The organism is Gordonia jinghuaiqii, from assembly GCF_014041935.1.
GTDB lineage: Bacteria > Actinomycetota > Actinomycetes > Mycobacteriales > Mycobacteriaceae > Gordonia > Gordonia jinghuaiqii.
On record NZ_CP059491.1, the window covers coordinates 164,537 to 183,418 of the forward strand.

Annotated in this window: 17 protein-coding genes; 8 read left to right on the top strand and 9 right to left on the bottom strand. The window is 67.5% G+C overall.

Features of this window, described 5'->3' with window-relative positions; genetic code table 11:
* Positions 1-248: 248 nt before the first annotated feature.
* On the top strand, positions 249-1,346 hold the full coding sequence (locus H1R19_RS00655) for a ferredoxin reductase (RefSeq protein WP_188330717.1): 1,098 nt from the start codon (positions 249-251) through the stop codon (positions 1,344-1,346).
* 16 nt (positions 1,347-1,362) lie between these two features.
* Positions 1,363-2,763, top strand: a complete 1,401-nt coding sequence (locus H1R19_RS00660; RefSeq protein WP_219850316.1) for a fatty acid desaturase family protein — start codon at positions 1,363-1,365, stop codon at positions 2,761-2,763.
* An 18-nt stretch (positions 2,764-2,781) separates the two neighbouring features.
* Here H1R19_RS00660 and H1R19_RS00665 read toward each other — a convergent pair whose 3' ends face one another.
* Positions 2,782-3,636 carry a hypothetical protein gene (locus tag H1R19_RS00665; protein WP_219850317.1) on the bottom strand — a complete coding sequence of 285 codons (855 nt, stop codon included), beginning with the start codon at positions 3,634-3,636 and terminating at the stop codon, positions 2,782-2,784.
* Between the two features lie 240 nt (positions 3,637-3,876).
* The gene (locus H1R19_RS00670; protein WP_188330720.1) at positions 3,877-4,569 is read right to left on the bottom strand and encodes a DUF6474 family protein; all 693 of its coding nucleotides are present in this window, start codon (positions 4,567-4,569) and stop codon (positions 3,877-3,879) included.
* 154 nt (positions 4,570-4,723) lie between these two features.
* On the opposite strand from H1R19_RS00670, the gene H1R19_RS00675 reads away from it, so the two are divergent.
* The gene (locus tag H1R19_RS00675; protein WP_188330721.1) at positions 4,724-6,364 is read left to right on the top strand and encodes a TM0106 family RecB-like putative nuclease; all 1,641 of its coding nucleotides are present in this window, start codon (positions 4,724-4,726) and stop codon (positions 6,362-6,364) included.
* A 319-nt stretch (positions 6,365-6,683) separates the two neighbouring features.
* Positions 6,684-7,259, top strand: coding sequence for an XRE family transcriptional regulator (locus H1R19_RS00680; protein ID WP_372632159.1), 576 nt, complete (start codon positions 6,684-6,686; stop codon positions 7,257-7,259).
* A 362-nt stretch (positions 7,260-7,621) separates the two neighbouring features.
* Here the strand turns inward: H1R19_RS00680 and H1R19_RS00685 are convergent, their stop codons facing one another.
* From H1R19_RS00685 to H1R19_RS00695, 3 genes are all read right to left on the bottom strand, one after another.
* Positions 7,622-8,383: an SDR family NAD(P)-dependent oxidoreductase gene (locus tag H1R19_RS00685; protein WP_188330722.1), complete on the bottom strand. Its 762-nt coding sequence runs from the start codon at positions 8,381-8,383 to the stop codon at positions 7,622-7,624.
* A 141-nt stretch (positions 8,384-8,524) separates the two neighbouring features.
* The gene (locus tag H1R19_RS00690) at positions 8,525-9,247 is read right to left on the bottom strand and encodes a TMEM165/GDT1 family protein (protein ID WP_219850318.1); all 723 of its coding nucleotides are present in this window, start codon (positions 9,245-9,247) and stop codon (positions 8,525-8,527) included.
* A gap of 150 nt (positions 9,248-9,397) precedes the next feature.
* A complete protein-coding gene (locus H1R19_RS00695; protein WP_219850319.1) occupies positions 9,398-9,919 on the bottom strand; it encodes a peptidase in 522 nt (173 codons plus the stop codon).
* Positions 9,920-10,094: 175 nt separating this feature from the next.
* On the opposite strand from H1R19_RS00695, the gene H1R19_RS00700 reads away from it, so the two are divergent.
* Together H1R19_RS00700 and H1R19_RS00705 are read left to right on the top strand one after the other, a co-directional pair.
* Entirely contained in the window at positions 10,095-12,227 is a 2,133-nt protein-coding gene (locus tag H1R19_RS00700) for an ABC transporter ATP-binding protein (RefSeq protein ID WP_372632157.1), read from the top strand.
* Positions 12,224-12,976 (top strand): energy-coupling factor transporter transmembrane component T family protein, encoded by a 753-nt coding sequence (locus H1R19_RS00705; RefSeq protein WP_188330725.1) that lies wholly within the window; start codon positions 12,224-12,226, stop codon positions 12,974-12,976. The genes H1R19_RS00700 and H1R19_RS00705 overlap by 4 nt, the downstream gene beginning before the upstream one ends.
* Before the next feature lie 77 nt (positions 12,977-13,053).
* Here the strand turns inward: H1R19_RS00705 and H1R19_RS00710 are convergent, their stop codons facing one another.
* Both H1R19_RS00710 and H1R19_RS00715 read right to left on the bottom strand, forming a co-directional pair.
* Positions 13,054-13,683, bottom strand: coding sequence for a superoxide dismutase (locus H1R19_RS00710; protein ID WP_188330726.1), 630 nt, complete (start codon positions 13,681-13,683; stop codon positions 13,054-13,056).
* Positions 13,684-13,882: 199 nt separating this feature from the next.
* Complete coding sequence (locus tag H1R19_RS00715) at positions 13,883-14,071, bottom strand: hypothetical protein (protein WP_219851870.1); 189 nt, start codon at positions 14,069-14,071, stop codon at positions 13,883-13,885.
* 140 nt (positions 14,072-14,211) lie between these two features.
* Between H1R19_RS00715 and msrA the strand changes: the two genes are divergently transcribed.
* Together msrA and H1R19_RS00725 are read left to right on the top strand one after the other, a co-directional pair.
* A complete protein-coding gene (msrA, locus tag H1R19_RS00720) occupies positions 14,212-14,925 on the top strand; it encodes a peptide-methionine (S)-S-oxide reductase MsrA (protein ID WP_188330727.1) in 714 nt (237 codons plus the stop codon).
* Positions 14,926-14,976: 51 nt separating this feature from the next.
* Positions 14,977-16,050 carry a winged helix DNA-binding domain-containing protein gene (locus tag H1R19_RS00725; RefSeq protein WP_219850320.1) on the top strand — a complete coding sequence of 358 codons (1,074 nt, stop codon included), beginning with the start codon at positions 14,977-14,979 and terminating at the stop codon, positions 16,048-16,050.
* A gap of 155 nt (positions 16,051-16,205) precedes the next feature.
* Here the strand turns inward: H1R19_RS00725 and H1R19_RS00730 are convergent, their stop codons facing one another.
* Together H1R19_RS00730 and H1R19_RS00735 are read right to left on the bottom strand one after the other, a co-directional pair.
* Positions 16,206-17,420, bottom strand: coding sequence for an HNH endonuclease (locus H1R19_RS00730; protein WP_219850321.1), 1,215 nt, complete (start codon positions 17,418-17,420; stop codon positions 16,206-16,208).
* Between the two features lie 627 nt (positions 17,421-18,047).
* Positions 18,048-18,809 (bottom strand): VOC family protein, encoded by a 762-nt coding sequence (locus H1R19_RS00735; protein WP_188330730.1) that lies wholly within the window; start codon positions 18,807-18,809, stop codon positions 18,048-18,050.
* Positions 18,810-18,882: the final 73 nt, after the last annotated feature.

Below are 18,882 nucleotides of genomic sequence, written 5' to 3' on the forward strand. Positions count from 1 at the left end.
CGCAGATCAGGCCGCCGTCGCCGACGGCGGCCGACCACGACGTGCGCGTGCGGGTCGTTCTGCCGGAGTGGATGACGGCCCGAGCACACCGATATGGGCGACTGGTCGGCATGAGCCGACCAGTCGTCGTATGGTCGGGTGCATAACTCGGGGCTCGACTATGCAGCAGCGCGTAGGGACGAGAGACAATCGACGACCACCCAGACGAGGTCTCGTGAGACATATCGATTTCCGGCCGGAATGCTCACATGGCTGAGCGCGGCGCAACACCCAAGGTGTCCCCACTGCGGCGAGGCTTTCTCGGCGCCATCCGGCATCTGTTCAATCCACTGCACCCCGACGACTACATCGAGCTGATCAATCCGCTCTGGACCACCAGGGAACTGCGCGGACGGGTGGAAGAGGTACGCCCCGAAGGTGCGGACGCGGCCACGGTGTGGATCAAGCCGGGCTATGAGTGGCCCGGCCACCTACCAGGACAGTATGTCCGTCTCGGTGTGGTGGTCAACGGCGTATTCCATTGGCGCGCTTACTCCCTGACGTCGGATCCGCAGCCGCGTGACGGGCTGATCAGTGTGACGCCGAAGCTGGTCGAGGAGGGGACGGTCTCGCCCTACCTCGTCGACGGGATCCGCCCGGGCGAGATCGTGCGGCTCGGCGAGATCGAAGGGGTGTTCACCCTGCCCGATCCGCTGCCGTCGAAGATGCTCTTCATCAGCGCGGGCAGCGGAATCACTCCGATCATGAGCATGCTGCGCGACCTCGATCACCGCGATCGGCTCGACGATGTCGTGGCGATCCACTCCGCGCACAGCGTCGAGCAGGTGATGTTCCGGGCCGACCTCGAGTCGATGGACGACCGGCAGGACGGGTTCGACCTCATCCTGCGTATCACCGAGCGCGACGGGCGGATCAAGGCGACCGACCTCGACGAACTCTGTCCGGACTGGCGCGAGCGCGAGACCATGTGTTCCGGCCCGCGCGAGATGCTCGACAGTCTGGTCGAACACTGGGAATCCGAGGGTGCCGGGGACCGCATCCATCTGGAGCGTTTCCAGCCGATCATCGGTGGGAACCCCGGGGACGGCGAGGGCGGTACCGTCCGCTTCCTGCGCAGCAAGACCGAGGCCACCTGCGAACCCGGTGCCCCGATCCTTGTCGCGGGGGAGGAGAACGGTCTGGATCTCAAATTCGGATGCCGGATCGGCATCTGCCACACCTGCACCGGGGTGCTCAAGCAGGGGAACATCCGCGATCTGCGAACCGGCGAGGTGAGCTCGCCCGAAGGCCAGAGCATACGCATCTGCGTCAATACTGCCGAGGGCGACGTCGAAGTCGACCTCTGACCGGAAAGGACTACACATGACAGCCACAGATTCCGGCCGGCGCGTCACCAGCCCGTTGGCCCACCTCGATCAGGAGACGATCGATCGCCTGGCCGAGGAGTTCGACGCCATTCACGACGAGGTCTACGGAAACCTCGGTGACAGCGACCGCCGCTACATCAAGACCGTCATCGCCTCCCAGCGCCAGCTCGCCACGATCGGACGGATCGTGTTGCTGAACTCGCGTTCACGAGGTGCATGGGTGGCGGGCACCGCCTGCCTCGGCATGGCCAAGATCCTGGAGAACATGGAGATCGGCCACAACGTCATGCACGGGCAGTGGGACTGGATGAACGACCCGTACATCCACTCGTCGGTGTGGGACTGGGACACCGCGTCCACCGCGGAGGCGTGGAAGCACTCGCACAACTACATCCACCACACGTTCACCAACATCCGCGGCAAGGACAAGGATCTCGGTTACGAGATCATGCGGATCGACCCGAATCAGAAGTGGCATCCGATCTACCTGCTGCAGCCGTTCTACAACGTGCTGCTGACCGCGTTCTTCGAGTGGGGAGTCGCACTGCACGACCTCGATCTCGAGGCCATCCGACGTGGTGAGAAACCCCCCGCCGAGGTGATCAAGGACCTCAAGGGCATCGCGGTGAAGATGCGACGTCAGGTCGTCAAGGACTACATCGGCTGGCCGGCGATCAGCGCGGGCGCGTTCCTGCTGACCCAGGCCTTGACCGGCGGCAGTATCCGTCAGCCGTCGACGTCGCGGATCGGTTCGGCTCTGCGCCGCGTCGACCGCAGGCGATTCGACACCGTGGCCGACGTCGCCGACCGGGTGTTGCCCGGTGCCGAGAGCACGTTCTTGCGCACGCTGACCGCGAACTTCACCGCGAACATCATCCGGAACGTGTGGTCGCACGCCATCATCTTCTGCGGTCACTTTCCCGACCAGACGTACACGTTCAGTCAGGAAGAGGTCGAAGACGAGTCGCGGGGCGGCTGGTACGTCCGCCAGCTCGTGGGCGCGGCCAACATCGAGGGCAGTCCGCTGTTCCACATCATCAGCGGCAACCTCGGCTATCAGGTCGAGCACCACCTCTTTCCCGACATGCCGAGTACCCGCTACTCGGAGGTGGCCCCGAAGGTGAAGGACATCTGCGAGCGCTACGACCTGCCGTACAACACCGGACCGTTCGGCCAGCAGTGGGGACAGGTGCACCGCACCATCGCGCGCCTGGCATTCCCGGGCGGCAAGGCCCGCCCGAAGCCGGGCCCGTACCGTCGCCCGCCGCACTCCAGCAGCGGCGAGCCCCGCGTCAGTGAGGCCGCTCGCTTCCGCGGCCGACTGCCCGCCGACCACCCCAACGCCGGCCCCGAGCATGAGTCGGGCGGCGTCGAGGTCTCACCGCCCCCGCGGTAGCGCGGTAGCGGGCTCGTTTCAGCGCAGGATTCGACGCAGGACGACGAAGACCACCAGCGCGACCAGGGCTGCGAGCCCCGCGTATGCCGGCGTGAGGTTGGTGGTCGGGGGTTCGGTGGGGCCGCCGGAGCGTAGTTGCGCGAAAGTTGCTCGGGCAGCGTCGGATTCGGCGACCACATCGACCGGCGGACGCGCCGGGGCGGCACCGGGATCTGCCTTGGGTGCAGGCCGAGACGACGCGGCGGCTTCGGCCGCCGCGGGCTCGGGTGCAGCGGGCTCGGGTGCAGCCGCGGGCGTGGCTGTGGGAGAAGAGGTTTCGGCTGCAGGTGCGGCAGGCGACGCGGGTGCCGGTGCAGGCGGGGCGGACTTGGGTGGGGCCTTCTTCGCCGGAGCCGTGTTGGCCGCCGATTTCTTGGCGGGAGCGTTGCTCGCCGCCTTCTTGGCCGGAGCCTTCTTTGCCGGAGACTTCCCCGAGGGTGCGGGCTTCGGCTGGGCGGGCTTTCCCTGAGCTTTCTCGGCCGGCTGGTCGCCACCGGTCTGCGTCGGGGAGTCCTCGGTCGGGGAGTGCTTGACCGGGGAGTGCTCGGCCGGCTCGCTCGCGGCGGTCGGGGCCTTCGTTGCAGGGCTCTTCGTTGCCGGGCTCTTCTTCGCCGGTGTCTTCCTTGCCGGTGCATCGGCGGCGGCCGCCTTGCCTGGCGCCGCTTTGCCTGGCGCTGCCTTGCCTGGCGCTGCCTTGCCTGCGGGCGCAGTGTCCCCGGCTGGTGTCCGGTCGTCGGGTGCGGGATCGTCCGCGGGTGTGATCGGGAACAGCGCGGGCTCATCGTGGTCCGCGTCGTCGGCCGACGGCGTCACGTTCGGATCCTGTTCGGTCATACGGGCGCTCCCTTACGTGAGTTCCTGCGCGTGCTGGAGCGAACGGTCGGCCGGGGTGTTCACCCGACGCCCGACCCGCTTCGCTTCGACGCCGCGAGAATGGGCCCCCGCGCGATGCGTCGGACCCATCCTAATGCGCCCGAGCGACTCCAAACGCACCACCGATCGTTCCACCCACCCGAACTGCGGGCCGAGTGAGTCGAAGAGCGGTGCGTCTGTGGGCGGGTTGGAAAGTTCGGGTCAGGAACGCACGCCGAGCCGCGCGAGGATGTCGGCGTCGATGGCGACCAGCTCATCGTCGATCGACTGGTGAGCGGTTCGGCGCTGCGCCGCCGACATCGTCTCGGCCGCATCGACGGCTATCGCCAGGTTGTCCAGGCGCTTGGTCATCGCATCGACGAAGTCCTTGGCGTCGGCGCTGGTGTCCTGCGCGATCACCTTGTCCAGCGCGGTGCGTGTGGTGGCGATGCGGGCCGAGAGCGCAGCACCGTGACCGCTGAACTGCCGCAACACCTCCGGTGACACGCCCGCCCGATTGGCCTGCAATGCGGTGAGCTGTGCTCGTCCCGCCACCGCGGCGCGATAGGCGATGGGGGCGAGGATCGGGGCCACCAGCCGCGCGACCGTGAGGTACCGCTTGACGCTGGCAGGGCTGAAGGCCTTGGCGTCGGCAGCGGCCTTGGCCGCCGCGGCTGCCTTCTTGGTGTCGGCCTTGGTCACCTTCTCCTGCGACTTGGCAAGCTGCTTGGCGGTCTTTCGCTCGGCCTTCAGTTCCCGCTGGAAGTACTTGTGCTCGGTCTTACGACGAGCCTTCTCCTCCTTACGCCGGTGCTTGGCGTCGAACTTGGCCTCCAGCTTGGCTTTCGTCTTCAGAGCCTTGGCCTCTGCCCTGCGTTGAGCGCGAGTTCTGGCGTTGGAGGAGAACAATCCCATCGAATGACCTTTCGCTGCTGCCGAGAAGACCGCTGCACGTCTCCTGCCCGCCGGCTTCGCTCCCGGCGCCTGGCGTGCGTGATAACAAGTACAAGCATGACATGTGGTTGTATCCCACCACGTGTCCGACCGCTCGAGCCGAGAAAGGGATGGCGTGGCCCCTGTGGTGTTGTCGCCGCGCGATCTCGCTGGTTGCGAGCATCGCGTAGCGCTGGATTTCGCACATGACCGGAGGCCCGGCGACGAACCGGACCCACCCGGTGTGCAGCGTCGCAAAGAGGCCGCCGCCGACCATCGCGCGGCGGTTCGCGAGCTCCTCCGCGGAGTGCACAGCGATCAGCCGGGCGAATTCGTCATCGTCGATCCGGACGCGAGCGCATCCGAGCGCGTGGCGGCGACGCTGCGAGCGTGCGACGCCGGTGCCAGGTGGATCTGGAATGCCGCGCTGCCCACCGACGTCGAACACGGCCGACGAGGCCACGCCGAGCTGCTCGTGCGGGTCGGCGAGGGGTATGTGCCGGTCATCGTCGTCAACCATCGGGTGAGTCAGCCGGTCAAGACGGGCCTCGAGGCCGATGGGCGCCCACCCTCACTCGTGACCAGCCCCTTCTGGGCGTGGGCCCCGACACCGGACCCTTATCGCACCGGCCGTCCGAACCGCCGCGACAATCTGCGACTGGCCCATCTCACGGCGATGCTCGTCGAGATCGGCCGGGCGTCGTCCTCGGACGTCGCGGATCTGCGCGGCGGGGTGATCGGCGTCGACGCCGATTGCATCGTCGTGCACGACACCGGCGCGATGCTCGACGACTACTCGCAGGTCCTCGACCGTCGGATCGCGATCGCCGAGCAGAAAGTGCCGACCGAGCCGCGACGCATCGCCGAATGCCGGTCGTGTCCGTGGTGGGTCAAGTGCGGGCCGGAACTCGAAGCCCGGCGCGACGTGAGTCTGGTGGCGACCGGCAACCAGGGCGCGGCGCTGATCGACGCCGGGATCACGACGATCGATCAGCTCGCCGAGCAGCGCGGCGCACCACCCGAGGGCTGGCCGGGCGGGGTGCGCTTCGGCGACGCCGTGATCGGCGCGATCGCCTGGCTCACCGGGACCGAACTGGTTCGGCGTCTCGACACCCCGCGGGTCCGCCGTGCCGACATCGAGGTCGACGTCGACATGGAGAGCTACGGCGAGCACGGGGCCTACCTGTGGGGCACGTTGCGCACCGACACCACCGACCCGTCCGCCCCGGTCGAGTACCGGCCGTTCGTCACGTGGGATCCGCTGCCCACCCGGGATGAGGCACGCTCGTTCGCCGAGTTCTGGACGTGGTTGAACGCCGAACGAGCCGCGGCGCGCGAAGCGGGGAAGACCTTCGCGGCCTACTGCTATTCCCAGCAGGCAGAGAACCGGTGGTTGCTCGGTTCGGCCGACCGGTTCGCCGGCGAACCGGGTATTCCGTCGCGCGCCGAGGTCGAGGCCTTCATCGCGTCGCCGGAGTGGGTCGACATCTACGAGGCGGTCGGGGAGAACTTCATCTGCCCCCGGGGCAAGGGGCTCAAGCGGGTGGCGCCGGTCGCGGGATTCAACTGGCGCGACGACGACGCGAGCGGCGAGGCGTCGATGGAGTGGTACCGCGATGCCGTGGCCCTCGGCGGGGGAAGACCCGACGAGGGGCAGCGCCGTCGCCTGCTCGAGTACAACGAGGACGACGTCCGGGCGACAAAAGTGTTGCGGGAGTGGATTTCTGACGGCGCCGCCACGCAGATACCACATGAGAGGGATCTGCTCGCGGAGTGAGCGGACCGTACTGTCGGCGCTCGGTGGGTCATGGCTCTCGAGGCGTACGGTCGGAGAACGGCTCATGGCGCGGACTCGCGACACCGGCCCGCGCGCGCGAACCCCGACGCCGAGGGTCCACCGGCCGACGGGCCTCGGTAAACGTGAAACGCCCCAGAGTGTGAAGAACGCCACACTAACGATCGTTACATCATCGGCACAGGTGATACGCGGCGCAGGCGGCAGTCCGGTACGTTCTGACCGTAACGGGCATTGCCATGGCCGTGTACTGCGGGATTTAATGTTTGCAATTCAAATTTTGCGTTGTGGAGAATGGGTCATGACTTCAGGAGGGGCGGAGAAGCTGATGGGGGAGACCGGACGCACCGACTCCGATCGTTCGAGAACGACGGAAGCCGATGCACTCGATCCGGGGCTGTTTGCCCGGCGACTCGAGGAACTGTTCCGGACCGTTCCAGGTCCGAACGGAAGGGCGTACAGCGCCAAGGCGATCGCGGCGCGATCGACGGAACGGGGGTTCCGGCTGGGTGAGTCGTACCTGAGCCAGTTGCGGTCGGGGAAGGCCAAGTCCCCGTCGTTCCGCACCGTGGAGGGCATAGCGGCCGCTTTCGGGGTCGACGTGCACTACTTTCTCGAGGACCGGGCTGCCCAGCGCACCCGCGACGAGATCGATCTGATGCGGCTGCAGGCAGATACCAACGTCCAGCTGGCGGCATTCCGCCTGGCCGGTCTCTCGAGCGATTCGGTCACGGTGGTCAACGAGTTGATCAAGGTGCTGCGCGAGCAGCAGGGCCTGCCGAAGGATCCGCCGGACGTCATCGCGGCCGGTCTCGGTGAGAGCAAGCCGTCCGCCGACTCGCGACTGCGCGTGGTCGGAGACACCGGCGAGGACTGAGTACAGATCTCGTCGGGCGTCGAGCAGGCGTCTTCCGGGCCGAGGGGTGTCGGCCACGGACGCAGTCGCCACGGCGATCATCACTGCGCGACGATGATCACTGCGGACGATGGTCACTGCGGCGCGTAGTGCTTCGTTGGGCCCGTACGCCGGTGAACAGCAACAGCAACAGCGGCGCGGTCCGCCACCTCGCCCCCGCCGAAGGCGAAGATCTGGAAGCGCCCCCGCCGAAGGCGGAGATCTGGAAGCGCCCCCGCCGAAGGCGGAGATCTGGAAGCGGATGCCGCGCCGCTGATGAATGCGTGTCCGGTGCTTGTCCGAACACCGAGCCGATCAGTGAGCCACGAGGGTGCGGACGCCGATCAGCGCGGTGACATCCGGATCGCGCCGTCCATGCGGATGGTCTCGCCGTTGAGGTAGTTGTGCTCGACGATGAACTCCGCGAGCTGGGCGTACTCGTCGGGCTCGCCGAGGCGCTGCGGGAACGGGATGGCCTCGGCCAGGGTCTGCTGGAATTCCGGGGTGACGCCGGCCAGCATCGGGGTGCTGATGGTGCCGGGCGCGATGGTGCAGACACGAACGCCGATACGGGCGAGGTCGCGTGCCGCGGAGATGGTCATCGCATGCACACCACCCTTCGACGCCGCGTATGCGATCTGCCCGATCTGGCCCTCGAAGGCTGCGACCGACGCGGTGTTGATGATGACGCCGCGCTGGCCGTCTCCGTCGATCGTCGACTCCTCCTGCATGCGGTTGGCGGCCAGCCGCATGACGTTGAAGGTGCCGACCAGGTTGATGTCGATGACCTTGCGGAACAGGTCGAGCTCGTGGGGCCCGTTCCTGCCGAGGATGCGTGCGGCCCACCCGACGCCGGCGCAGTTGACTGCCACTCGCAGAGGCGCGCCGGATTCGGCGATCGTATCGATGGCGGCCTGGACCTGCGCCTCGTCGGTGACGTCTGCGGCGATGAGGGTGACGCCCTCGACCGGAGCGGCCTTGTCGATCGAGGCCTGGAGGTCGAGACCGAAGACCTGTGCGCCGGCCGCGGCGAAGCGGCGGGCGGTGGCCGCTCCGAGGCCGGATGCCCCGCCGGTGACCAGAACGGATGCGCCTGAAACGTCCATGTGTGAAGTAGTCCTTTCGCGAACCGAGTCATCTCTGGCACCGGCACGTCGCCGCCCTCGTCGCAGGGGACGCCGCACCGGCGCGCGGTGCACGTTCACGATAGTCAGGCGGAGCGACGGTCCCGCTGCCCGCCCTCCGATTTACCGAACGAGCGCTCGGGCGCCGGTGTCTGTGTCGGTGTCTGGGTCGGCGGTATCCGGGTGGAGTCGGTGTTCGCGCCGGATGAGGACGACGCCGAGACCGATGATCACGATCGCCGCGAGGACGGTGCCCACGACCACGGAAGTCGACGCGCCGATCAGTCCGCCGATCGTCAGCCACGCGGCGAAGACGAAGAACAGCACCGCCGCGCCGATCTTGATGGCGCGTTCGGGGAGGTGCCTGCCTAGTAGGACGCCGATGCCGATGGCCAGGGCGTCGGCCGCGACCATGCCGATGGTGGAGCCGATCCAGACGCCGAGCCAGTCGTGGTCGGTTGCCATCGTGATGGTCGCCAGCATCGTCTTGTCGCCGAGTTCGGCGAGGAAGAACGCCGACATGACCGCCAGGAACACCGATGCGCCGACCCGCCCCGCGCGCCCGGCCTCTTCGTCGTCGAGCCGGTCCCCGCGCAGGGTCCACAGCCCGAAGGCCAGCATCGCCAGACCCGCGAGGATCGACAGCAGTGAGGTCGGGATGGACAACCCGAGGAAATGGCCGAAGAACACCGACACCGCATGCACTGCGGTGGTGGCCACGGTGATCGCGAGAACGACGACCCACCAGCGGTAGCGCAGGGCGTAGGTCATCGCCATCAGCTGCGACTTGTCACCGAGTTCGGCGACGAAGATCACGCCGAAGCTCAGGAGCAGGGCTGAAGTCACGACCGTCAGGTTAGTGAAACCTAACCCCGAAGTTCAACGCCGGGTTGAGCCGTATCCGTGCAGGTAGGGGTATCAAAATCGATTGTTCGGAGGCCCACGTTCGCGGATTTCGGGCACCCGTGACCTCCGATTCGCCGTGTCTGGGCGGGCCTAGGCTGCGAGAAGCATCGCCAGCACCGCGGTGTCGGGGTCGGCGTTGGGGTCGATTCCGATCTGGTTCCGCAGGTTCACCACCGTGCCGTCGGCCTCCGCCTCGGCCCAGCCGGCCCGGTGCTCGAGTCCGAGTTGGGGGAGTCCGGGCAACAGCACGCACCCGGACGCGACCTGTGAGCATTCGGGCAGCGACGGCCGCGTCTGCGACGGCGGGTGCAGCATGACCAGCGCGGGCGGGTTGCTCAGGAATCGGCCCGCCTCGACAAAGCTGTCGTCGACGACGTTGCCGATGGCGACCATCATCCCGACGGTGTCCTCACCGCCCCGATCGGGCCGTCGTTCGACGACCCCGAAGATGGTCGTCGTCGGCAGGAAGCCCGGACGGCAGGCGATCCGGACGGAGCCCACCAGGGTCTGCGTCCACTCCAGGGTCGATTCCGGCCAGCGGCCGGAGATGACGATTCCGCCCAGCTTTCCTTCGCGCTGGAACGGGGTGAGGCCGATCGGAATCGACTGCATCGTGAGTCTCCCTCCAGACATGACCACCCGGTGTCAAAAGAATCCACCCGGGACGTGACGTCGACAACTCGAATCACCGTGTTGTGACGGTTCTTTAACATGCGAACGACGTCTCGCCGGTCCGTCGACCTCGACTGCCCCGGGGTCGCATGCGGACACCAGGCACACTGGACCGGTGAAGAACTCGCCCCCGCTGCGGCCGATGGAGTTCGCGTCCGTTGCGATCTTCGGCGGCCTGACTGTCGCGGCGGTCGTCATCGCCTCGGTCATCCCGCTGGCCCAGGCGGCCGGATTGCTCGCCCCGGTGCCCCTTGCGCTGATCGCTGCCCGGACGCGCCCGCGCGCCCTCATCACCGCCACCGTCGCGACCACCGCGGTCGCCTTCGCCATGGCCGGAACCGGTGCGATGGCCACCGTGCTCGGGTCGGCGTTGATCGGCGGACTGGTCGGCGACATCAAACGACGCGGCCGCGGACTCGGGGTCCTGGGTCTCGCGACGCTGGTGGCGTCGCCGCTGATCGGCGGCATCTCGGTGCTGGTGCTGCTCGTGCTGGTGCCGTTGCGCAACCTGACCATCGAGGCGATGACCAACTCGCTGCACGGTGTGGCCAAGTGGCTGCACGGGTGGGGGCCGACCGACGCCTTCGGCAACGGACTCGACGCCATGAGCCGCAGCATCGCCGACGACTGGTGGGTGTGGGTCTGGGTGTCGGGCACCATCGGCACCGCGATCTCGCTGCTCGTCGCCTGGTGGATTCTCGGTTCCGTGATCGCCCGTCTGCGGGACGTGCCCAGCGAGGACACCCTCGCCTCCGATCTCCGTCCGCTCGCCGCCGGCGCGGACTCCGCAGAGATCGCGCCCCTTCCGGTCGCCGTCGAAGGTGTCGGGTTCGCCTACCGTGCCGGGTCGCCGCCTGTCCTGCACGACATCGACCTGCGGATCGACCCGGGGGAGTTCGTGGCGGTCGTCGGCGCCAACGGCTCCGGCAAGTCCACGCTGGCGAAGATCCTGGCCGGCCGGAACCCCACCACCGGCGCGGTCCACCGGCCCGGGCTCCCCGGCCTCGGCGCGCACGGCGGAACCGCACTCGTCCTGCAGCGGCCGGAGATCCAGATGCTGGGTTCACGCGTCGCCGACGACGTGGTGTGGGGTCTGCCGCCGGGCGCCGATGTCGACGTCGAGGCGCTGCTCGCCGAGGTCGGCCTCAGCGGTCTCGGCGACCGGGAGACCACCGACCTGTCGGGTGGTCAGCAGCAGCGCCTGGCGATCGCCGCGGCGCTCGCGCGGGACCCGCAGCTGCTCATCGCCGACGAGGTGACCTCGATGGTCGATCCGGAGGGTCGCGGACAGCTCCTGCACCTGCTGGCGTCACTGCCGCGGCGGCGCGGGATCGCCGTCGTGCTCATCACCCATCGCGGCAGCGAGGCCGCGGCGGCCGACCGCGTCATCCATCTCGCCGGTGGGCGCGTGGTGCCGCATCCGCCGGAGTGGATGCCCGACCGCACCACCGACCTCGACGATCGGGCAGGCGCCGCGGCGTCGTCGGGACCACTGGACCGCGGTCTGCGGATCGGCGGTCCCCTGCTGGTTCTCGATCACGTCGGGTACGCGCATCTCCCGGGATCGCCGTGGGAGGTCGTCGCGCTCGAGGACATCAACCTGACCGTGTATCGCGGTGAGGGGCTGCTCATCGTCGGCGGTAACGGGTCGGGGAAGACGACTCTCGCGTGGATCATGGCGGGTCTGCTGCCTCCGCGGACCGGAACCTGCCGTCTCCTCGAGGTCTACGAAAAGGTCCATCCGGGAGCGGGTTTCGACTCCGGAACACCGATGACCGAGCGCGTCGGCGCGGTCGGGCTCGGATTCCAGCATGCCCGCCTGCAACTGCAGAAGGTCACCGTCGGCGACGAGATCATGGCTGCGGGCGGTGAGAAGGTCGGCACCGCGGAGGTGGCCCGCGTACTCGAACTCGTCGGGCTGCCACGCCAGATGGCCACCACCAAGGTCGACGCGCTGTCCGGTGGGCAGATGCGCCGCGTCGTGCTCGCCGGACTCGTCGCGCGGCATCCCGACATCCTTGTGCTCGACGAGCCGCTGGCCGGGCTCGATCCGCCGGCCCGCGAGGAGATCGTCGCGCTGCTCGCCCGGCTGCGCGCCGGCGGCATGACCATCGTGATCATCTCGCACGACTTCGAGTCGCTCGACGCGGTGTGCACCCGTCGCGTCCGGCTCGTCGACGGCCGGCTGCTGCCCGACTCACATCCCATGATCGACCAGACTCCCGGCTGGGACGGAGGGGCCCGATGACAATGCGAACCGTCCCGCTGCGGCAGGTGCCGGGCGACTCCTTCGTTCACCGGCTGTGGGCGGGTACCAAGCTGGTGATCGTGCTGATCCTCGGCATCATGACCTGGGTGTTGCCGTCATGGCCCGCGCTCGGCATGGTGGCCGCGGTGGTCGTGCTGACCGCGTTGGTGGCCGGGATCCCGTTGGGCGCCATCCCTCGTCCGCCCTGGTGGTTCTGGGGTCTGATCGGCGTCGGCGTCGCGTTCAACGCCTCGTTCGCCGGCGTCAGCGGTGCGCTCGTGTTCTTGCGCGCCATCACCCTCGCCCTCGTCCTCGTCGCGAGTTCGATCCTCGTCATCTGGACCACCCCGATGGCCGACGTCGCCCCCGCCCTCGCGCGGCTGATGCGACCCCTGCGGTGGCTGCGCCTGCCCGTCGACGAGTGGGCGGTGGCAATAGCGTTGTGCCTGCGCGGACTTCCGTTGCTGATCGAGGAATTGCGCATGCTGCGGGCAGCCCATCGGTTACGCCCGACGGCGAAGGGCCGCAGCGATCACCCGTCGGCGGAGATGGGGATCATGGACCTCATCACCGCCGCGATGTCGTCGGCACTACGACGCAGTGCGGAGATGTCCGAGGCGATCACCGCCCGCGGCGGAACCGGCAGGCTGACTGCGCATCCCGACGGGCCGGGACGCGCAGACGTGGTGGCGCTCATCGTGATCGTGGTGGCGTGTGGCGTGGCGGTCGGTGTCACGCTGGCGCTCTGACCTCTTCTCGCAGACGACGAACGGCGCCGATCACCCGAAGGTGACCGGCGCCGTTGGTGTTTGGCTGCTACCCGAGATCAGGCAGGCACGATCAGGCCGCTGCCCTGGCTCTTGGCGCGGGCGAGACGCTCTCCGGCGTCGGCCCAGTTGACCACGTTCCACCAAGCCTTGACGTAGTCCGGCTTGACGTTCTGGTAGTCGAGGTAGAAGGCGTGTTCCCACATGTCGAGCATGACGACCGGGATGATCGCCGCGGGGATGTTGCCGCTCTGGTCGGTCAGCTGCAGGATGACCAGCTTGCCGCCGATGGTGTCGTAGCCCAGGATCGCCCAGCCCGAACCCTGCAGGGTGGTGGCGGCGGCGGTGAAGTGGGCCTTGAACTTGTCGAAGCCACCGAACTGCTCGGTGATCGCGGCCGCGAGGTCACCCTCGGGCTCGCCGCCGCCGTTGGGCGACAGGTTCTTCCAGAAGATCGAGTGGTTGGTGTGACCACCCAGGTGGAACGACAGGGTGGCGGAGAGCCCGTAGACCTTGCCGGCGATGCTGTCGTCGTCGCGGGCCGCGGCCAGCTTCTCCAGGGTGTCGTTGGCGCCCTTGACGTAGGTCGCGTGGTGCTTGCTGTGGTGGAGCTCCATGATCCTGCCGGAGATGTGCGGTTCCAGTGCCGCGTAGTCGTAATCCAGATCCGGCAAGGTGTATTCAGCCACGATGTTCCTCTCTGAGGTGCTGCTCGTTTCCCTGTACACACGCGGGGCCGTCGGCTGGGCCGGGCCACGCGGATGCGTCCAGCCTTCCCCAGAGCATGGGTGATTGCAACAATCGCGCCCCAACAAACGTCAAGTGCGGTTGATGTCTTGGGGGCGTCGTGCCCGCAGAACGCCGGTGTCAGACGCGTGTGTCGAAGACTCAGATCAGCGCCAGGGCAATGATGATCACCAGGAGCGCGAGGATGGTCCAGGCGATGGTGCGGCAGCTTCGCGCCACGTCGTAGTTGGCCCGCGGCGTGCTGCGCGGTGTCTGCAGGGCGCCTCGACTCTGTCCGCTCGCGTGCGTCGCCATCGTCGCCCCTCGATTGGTGGATATGCCGACCGCCACTGTTCTCCTACGACGCACGACAGGCTGTCAGTGACCGGCATCACAGGAAGTGGGATGTGACCGCCATCATAAACAGACTTCGACGGTCGGCTCAACCCATGAGCACAAAGCCCCTTGCCCTTCACGCGTAGACTTGCCGCATGTCTTGGCTCGACCAGCTCTTTGCCGCAGGTTCGCACAAGCAGGATCTCATCGCCGCCGATGCGGCCCTGCCGGGGCGTGCCACCGAGATCACCGTCCCCGGAGACCATCTGATCCTGAAGACGCCCATGCGCGGGCGGCCCGAGGCTGACGGCTCCTACGCGGCCGGTGGGATCGGCCGGTTCGACGACGGACTCGCGGCAGTGGTCTTGGCAGGTGGGTGCTTCTGGGGTATCGAGGAGATCTTCTGGCAGATCCCCGGCGTTCACACCACCGCGGTGGGTTATGCCGGCGGGTACACGCCCAACCCCACATATGAGGAGACCTGCACGGCACGCACCGGGCACACCGAGTCGGCGCTCGTCGTCTTCGACCCCGCCGTGATCGACCTCGAGGGCATCCTCAAGATCTTCTGGGAATCGCACGATCCCACCCAGGAGATGCGCCAGGGCAATGACATCGGCACGCAGTACCGTTCGGCGGTCTACACGATGTCCGCCGACGACGCCGACACCGTCCGCAAGACCGCGGCCACGTATCAAACCGCGCTGGACGCGGCGGGCGCCGGTTCGATCGCCACCGAGATCGCACCGCTGGCCGAGGCGGGCGACGGCCACTTCTACTACGCCGAGGATCATCACCAGCAGTACCTCGCCAAGAATCCGCACGGGTATCGCTGTCACGCCGCGACCGGTGTCGGTTATCCCGGCTGAGATGGCGGTGCCGGATCACGCTTTCCGACCCGATCGACGTCGAGAGTCGCGGTGACCGAACCGATCACCCTGCGGCAGTGGAACCGCACGCTGCTGCAACGTCAGCACCTCCTCACGCGTGTCGACGACGACGCCATCGAGGTCCTCGACCGATGTGTCGGTCTGCAATCGCAGGATCCGCGAGCGGCCTTCTTCGGGTTGTGGTCGCGCATCGAGGATTTCGATCCACTCGAACTCGACGAGCTGCTCACCGATCGTGAGGTGGTGCGGATCGCGCTGCTGCGTTCGACGATCTTTCTCATCGACGCCGAGGACGCGCGCTGGATCCGCCCGCTCGCCGAGCCGATCCTGCAACGCGAGCTGACCGAGGCCCACCTGCCGAGACTGACCGGCGCCGACCCGCACCAGATCGTCGCCGACGCCGCCGAGCTTCTCGCCGGCCGTGAGCTCAGCGGCTCCGACCTCGGTAAGGAATTGGTCACCCGGCATCCGGAGGAGAACCCCTCCACACTCACCGGCATCGCCCGGTGCGGTCTGCCGTTGGTCCAGGTGCCGCCGCGAGGGCTGTGGCGTGGTCGCGGCGAGCCGACGTACCGGCTGTTCGACGAGTGGGTCGGTCCCGGCGAGCCCGCGGTCGACGGCGACGACGCACGTGCCGACCTGATCCGGCTGTATCTCCGCGGTTTCGGTCCGGCGACGGCCAAGGCCATCCACACATGGTCGGGACTCACGGGACTGCGGCCACTGCTCGACAAGCTCGAGGCGGATTGGGAACTCGTCCGCCTGACCGGTCCGCACGGAGAGGTCCTCTACGATCTCGACGGAATCGGACTCGCCGACCCCGACACCCCCGCCCCGGCGCGCCTCGTGGCACCGTTCGACCATGTCATCGGCGCGCAGGCCGACCGCATCCGTGTCGCCGACCCGGAGTTGTTCCGACGCACCGTGACACCCAACGGACGATCTCCGGGCTTCGTGCTCGTCGACGGATTCCTCGCGGGCACATGGCATCTCGATGCTGATGACGCCGTCGACGTCCGGTATCTGAGCAAGGTCACCGCGGCACAGCGCCGCGACGTCGACGTGGAGGTCGACCGGCTCCGTGAACTCCTCGACGGCGCCTGACCTGCTTTCGCGGCGTGCGCACCAAGCTCCCAGCCCGGGACGCCTTTTTCCACTGTGGAGTTGTCAATGGTCGTGCGCGGTCACGGGTTTCGCGACCGCTTGTTGCGGCAGTATGGTCCGCTATGCGGCTCATACTGCCGCAAGAGTGTGGGCTGTCAGGCGGCGTCGTCGAGTCGCATGGTGCGGCGGTTGTAGGCGGGGAGCGGTCGGCGTTGTGGGTCGATGTCGGCGGGCGGGATCAGCCAGGGGTGGCGGTCGAAGCCGAGGACGACGTCCCAGCCGTTGTGGTGGACCTGGGTGTGGCAACGCTGGCAGAGGAGACATCCGTTGTCCAGGGAGGTGTCCCCGTCGTCGGCCCAATGCCGCAGATGGTGTACCTGGGTATGTGACGGTGGCGCACCACATTTGACGCAACACCCATCGCGCACGATGACAGCTTTGCGTAATGCGGGCGGGAAGATCCGTTTCTCGTGCCCCATCTGTAGCGGCACGGTCTCGCCGTCGATGATCACCTCCGTCAGAGTCCCGTCGCAGGAGAGGGCGCGGGCGGTGGCGTCGGTGATGGTGCCGGTCCACGGCAACGCGCTCATGTCTGTGGCGTCGGCGGGGATGGTCAGGATCAGCTGGGTGCGTGGCGCTCCGGCGGTGGTGATGGTGGCGCCAAGGACGGCCTGGTCGAGGATGAGTTCGAAAGCGTCGGCGCGTCGTTGTTCGGCTGAGCGGCGGTCGTCGGCGCCGTCGGGTTCGGGGCGGGGTGTCGAACGTTCGTCGATCATGGCGATGAACTTCTCCCCGATGACCTGGGTGAGGTCGGCGGCAATCTCCACGCGGCCGTCGTCGGTGAGGATATGGGAGACGCTGTTGAGTGCGCGGTCCTCGGCGGCGGGAATGCCGCCGAGTGTGTGTGCTCGGGCCAGCACTTCGGCGGGTGTGGCCCCGGACAGGGCCTGGGTGAGTAGTTCGGTCTCGAAGACCGACACCTCGTCGTCGGAAAGATCTGTGGGGGACCGATGTTCGATGTGGGCGATCCCTCGGATGATGGCGTCGACGATCTCGGCCGATAGGCGCCCGTCCGCAGCATGGCCGGAGACCTTCGGCAACCCACCCAGCCCGTCGACGCTCCGCACGATGCGGGCGGCGACCGCGGGTGCGAATCCCATCTCGATCAACAGTTTCGGCAGTGTGGAGTGGCTGCGTTCGGTCACTCGCAATCGTGCGAGTTCGGCTGCGCGCACCACGATCTGGTGCTCAACCGCGTTACGCATCAACCGTAGGGTATCCAGCTCGGTGAACGTCGCGCGACCGGTGGAGTCGTCTGCGGGGAGTTCGGTCTCGATGAGCGAATCGAGGAGGTGGGCGAGGTCGGGCATGTCCCCAAGGGTAATCGAACATCTCGGCGATCACCCCAACGATCCACAGGATTACGTTGTGCCACACCGTGTTCAGAATCTCGGGATGTGAGACAAATACCTTCGATACTGTCGGTTTTCGTCACAGGAGTAACCACCTGCACCAGAAACCGCCCGGATCCATCCACAAGAACACCCCGAACAACGACCAGAAAAGTTCTGACAAGAGTTCTATCCCGCCAGGGCGATCAACGGCACGGGTTGCACATTGGATGACATGGAACGCGTCATGCACCGGATTACTTCAGGATCTCGCTCGGCCACAACAGTTTCGGTGTACTCACCCGCGTCAGAGGTGACATCGGTCAACGCCGTGCTGCGTTCTGCTCCGAGTTCGCATGTACTCACACGCTGCCGACCCTGGGCTGTGCGCGGCAAGCCCGGCCACACCATGTGATCAAAGGTCCGGGCGCGGGAGGTGGCCGAACGGTGTTTCTGGGAAGTACCGGTGCAGAGCGTTGACGGCGTTCTCGGCGGTGGAGGTCGACGAGGATCGGTAGCTCGAAAGGGATGGGTGTGTCACGAGTCTGGTGGCGGTCGTTCGAACCAACCGATGCATGAGGCGCGAGAAGAGCGGGCCCCGAACGATCAGTCGCCGGTTCGTGGGTTCCGTGACGTGATGCAGTAGGGTCTGCCGACCGGGTCGGTCATCGTCGTCCAGTGCGGATGGTGTTCGACCGCGCGGGCGCCCCATCCCTCGTGGCGGACGACTTCGTCGGCGACAGAATTGGTTGCCAGATCGAGGTGCCCGGTGGCGACCGGGAGTGCGCCGGTCTCGTCGTCGGCGCCATCATCTGTGCGCTGCAACAGGATTCCGAGGGTGAGGGCCGGGTCGCGGCGCAGTGCGACAAGTTCTGGACGGGTGCGTTGCCGGCCCGGCCAGCCGGTGAAACGCGTCCAGAAGACGACCTCCTGGTCGAACATGTTGTGGGGGATGTCGATGCACAGCTGATCGATGATGCTGATCGCGTCGCCCGGCCACCGGATGGGACGGGACCGCGTCGACTCCCCGCTCCACGGAACCAGGCAGAACACGAAACCGGCCGGCGAGGTGAGCGTGAGGTGCGTGCCGGAGTCGCTGACGAGTGTCGCACCGAGTGCGAGGGCCTCGGTGGCCGCCGCGCGCGGGTCGTCGGTGTGGATGTCGAGGTGCACCCCGCCCGGGCCGTCGTCGATCCGCTGCACGCGAAGGTGGGGGTCGCCGTGGAACGGTTCCAGCGAGGCGAACTCGCGCCGGTCACCGCGCGGCGGCGACACCGTACTGCCGGCGATCGCACGCCAGAAGGTCATCTCGCTGCCGAACACGTCTGCGGGGAAATCCAGGAATGCGCTGAGCCACCTCACCTGCACTCCGCTGAGTCTACGGCTCGCAGGTGGATCCGGGTCGTCTGTGGGCGGGTCGCCCGCGAGTGGGTATCGGCGC

Excerpts from the sequence above, each read along its gene's own strand:
- H1R19_RS00665 (WP_219850317.1), bottom strand. The coding sequence starts at position 3,636 with ATGACCGAACAGGATCCGAACGTGACGCCGTCGGCCGACGACGCGGAC.
- H1R19_RS00705 (WP_188330725.1), top strand. The coding sequence starts at position 12,224 with ATGACAATGCGAACCGTCCCGCTGCGGCAGGTGCCGGGCGACTCCTTC.
- msrA (WP_188330727.1), top strand. The coding sequence starts at position 14,212 with ATGTCTTGGCTCGACCAGCTCTTTGCCGCAGGTTCGCACAAGCAGGAT.
- H1R19_RS00670 (WP_188330720.1), bottom strand. The coding sequence starts at position 4,569 with ATGGGATTGTTCTCCTCCAACGCCAGAACTCGCGCTCAACGCAGGGCA.
- H1R19_RS00655 (WP_188330717.1), top strand. The coding sequence starts at position 249 with ATGGCTGAGCGCGGCGCAACACCCAAGGTGTCCCCACTGCGGCGAGGC.
- H1R19_RS00695 (WP_219850319.1), bottom strand. The coding sequence starts at position 9,919 with ATGCAGTCGATTCCGATCGGCCTCACCCCGTTCCAGCGCGAAGGAAAG.
- H1R19_RS00660 (WP_219850316.1), top strand. The coding sequence starts at position 1,363 with ATGACAGCCACAGATTCCGGCCGGCGCGTCACCAGCCCGTTGGCCCAC.
- H1R19_RS00680 (WP_372632159.1), top strand. The coding sequence starts at position 6,684 with ATGACTTCAGGAGGGGCGGAGAAGCTGATGGGGGAGACCGGACGCACC.
- H1R19_RS00685 (WP_188330722.1), bottom strand. The coding sequence starts at position 8,383 with ATGGACGTTTCAGGCGCATCCGTTCTGGTCACCGGCGGGGCATCCGGC.
- H1R19_RS00730 (WP_219850321.1), bottom strand. The coding sequence starts at position 17,420 with ATGCCCGACCTCGCCCACCTCCTCGATTCGCTCATCGAGACCGAACTC.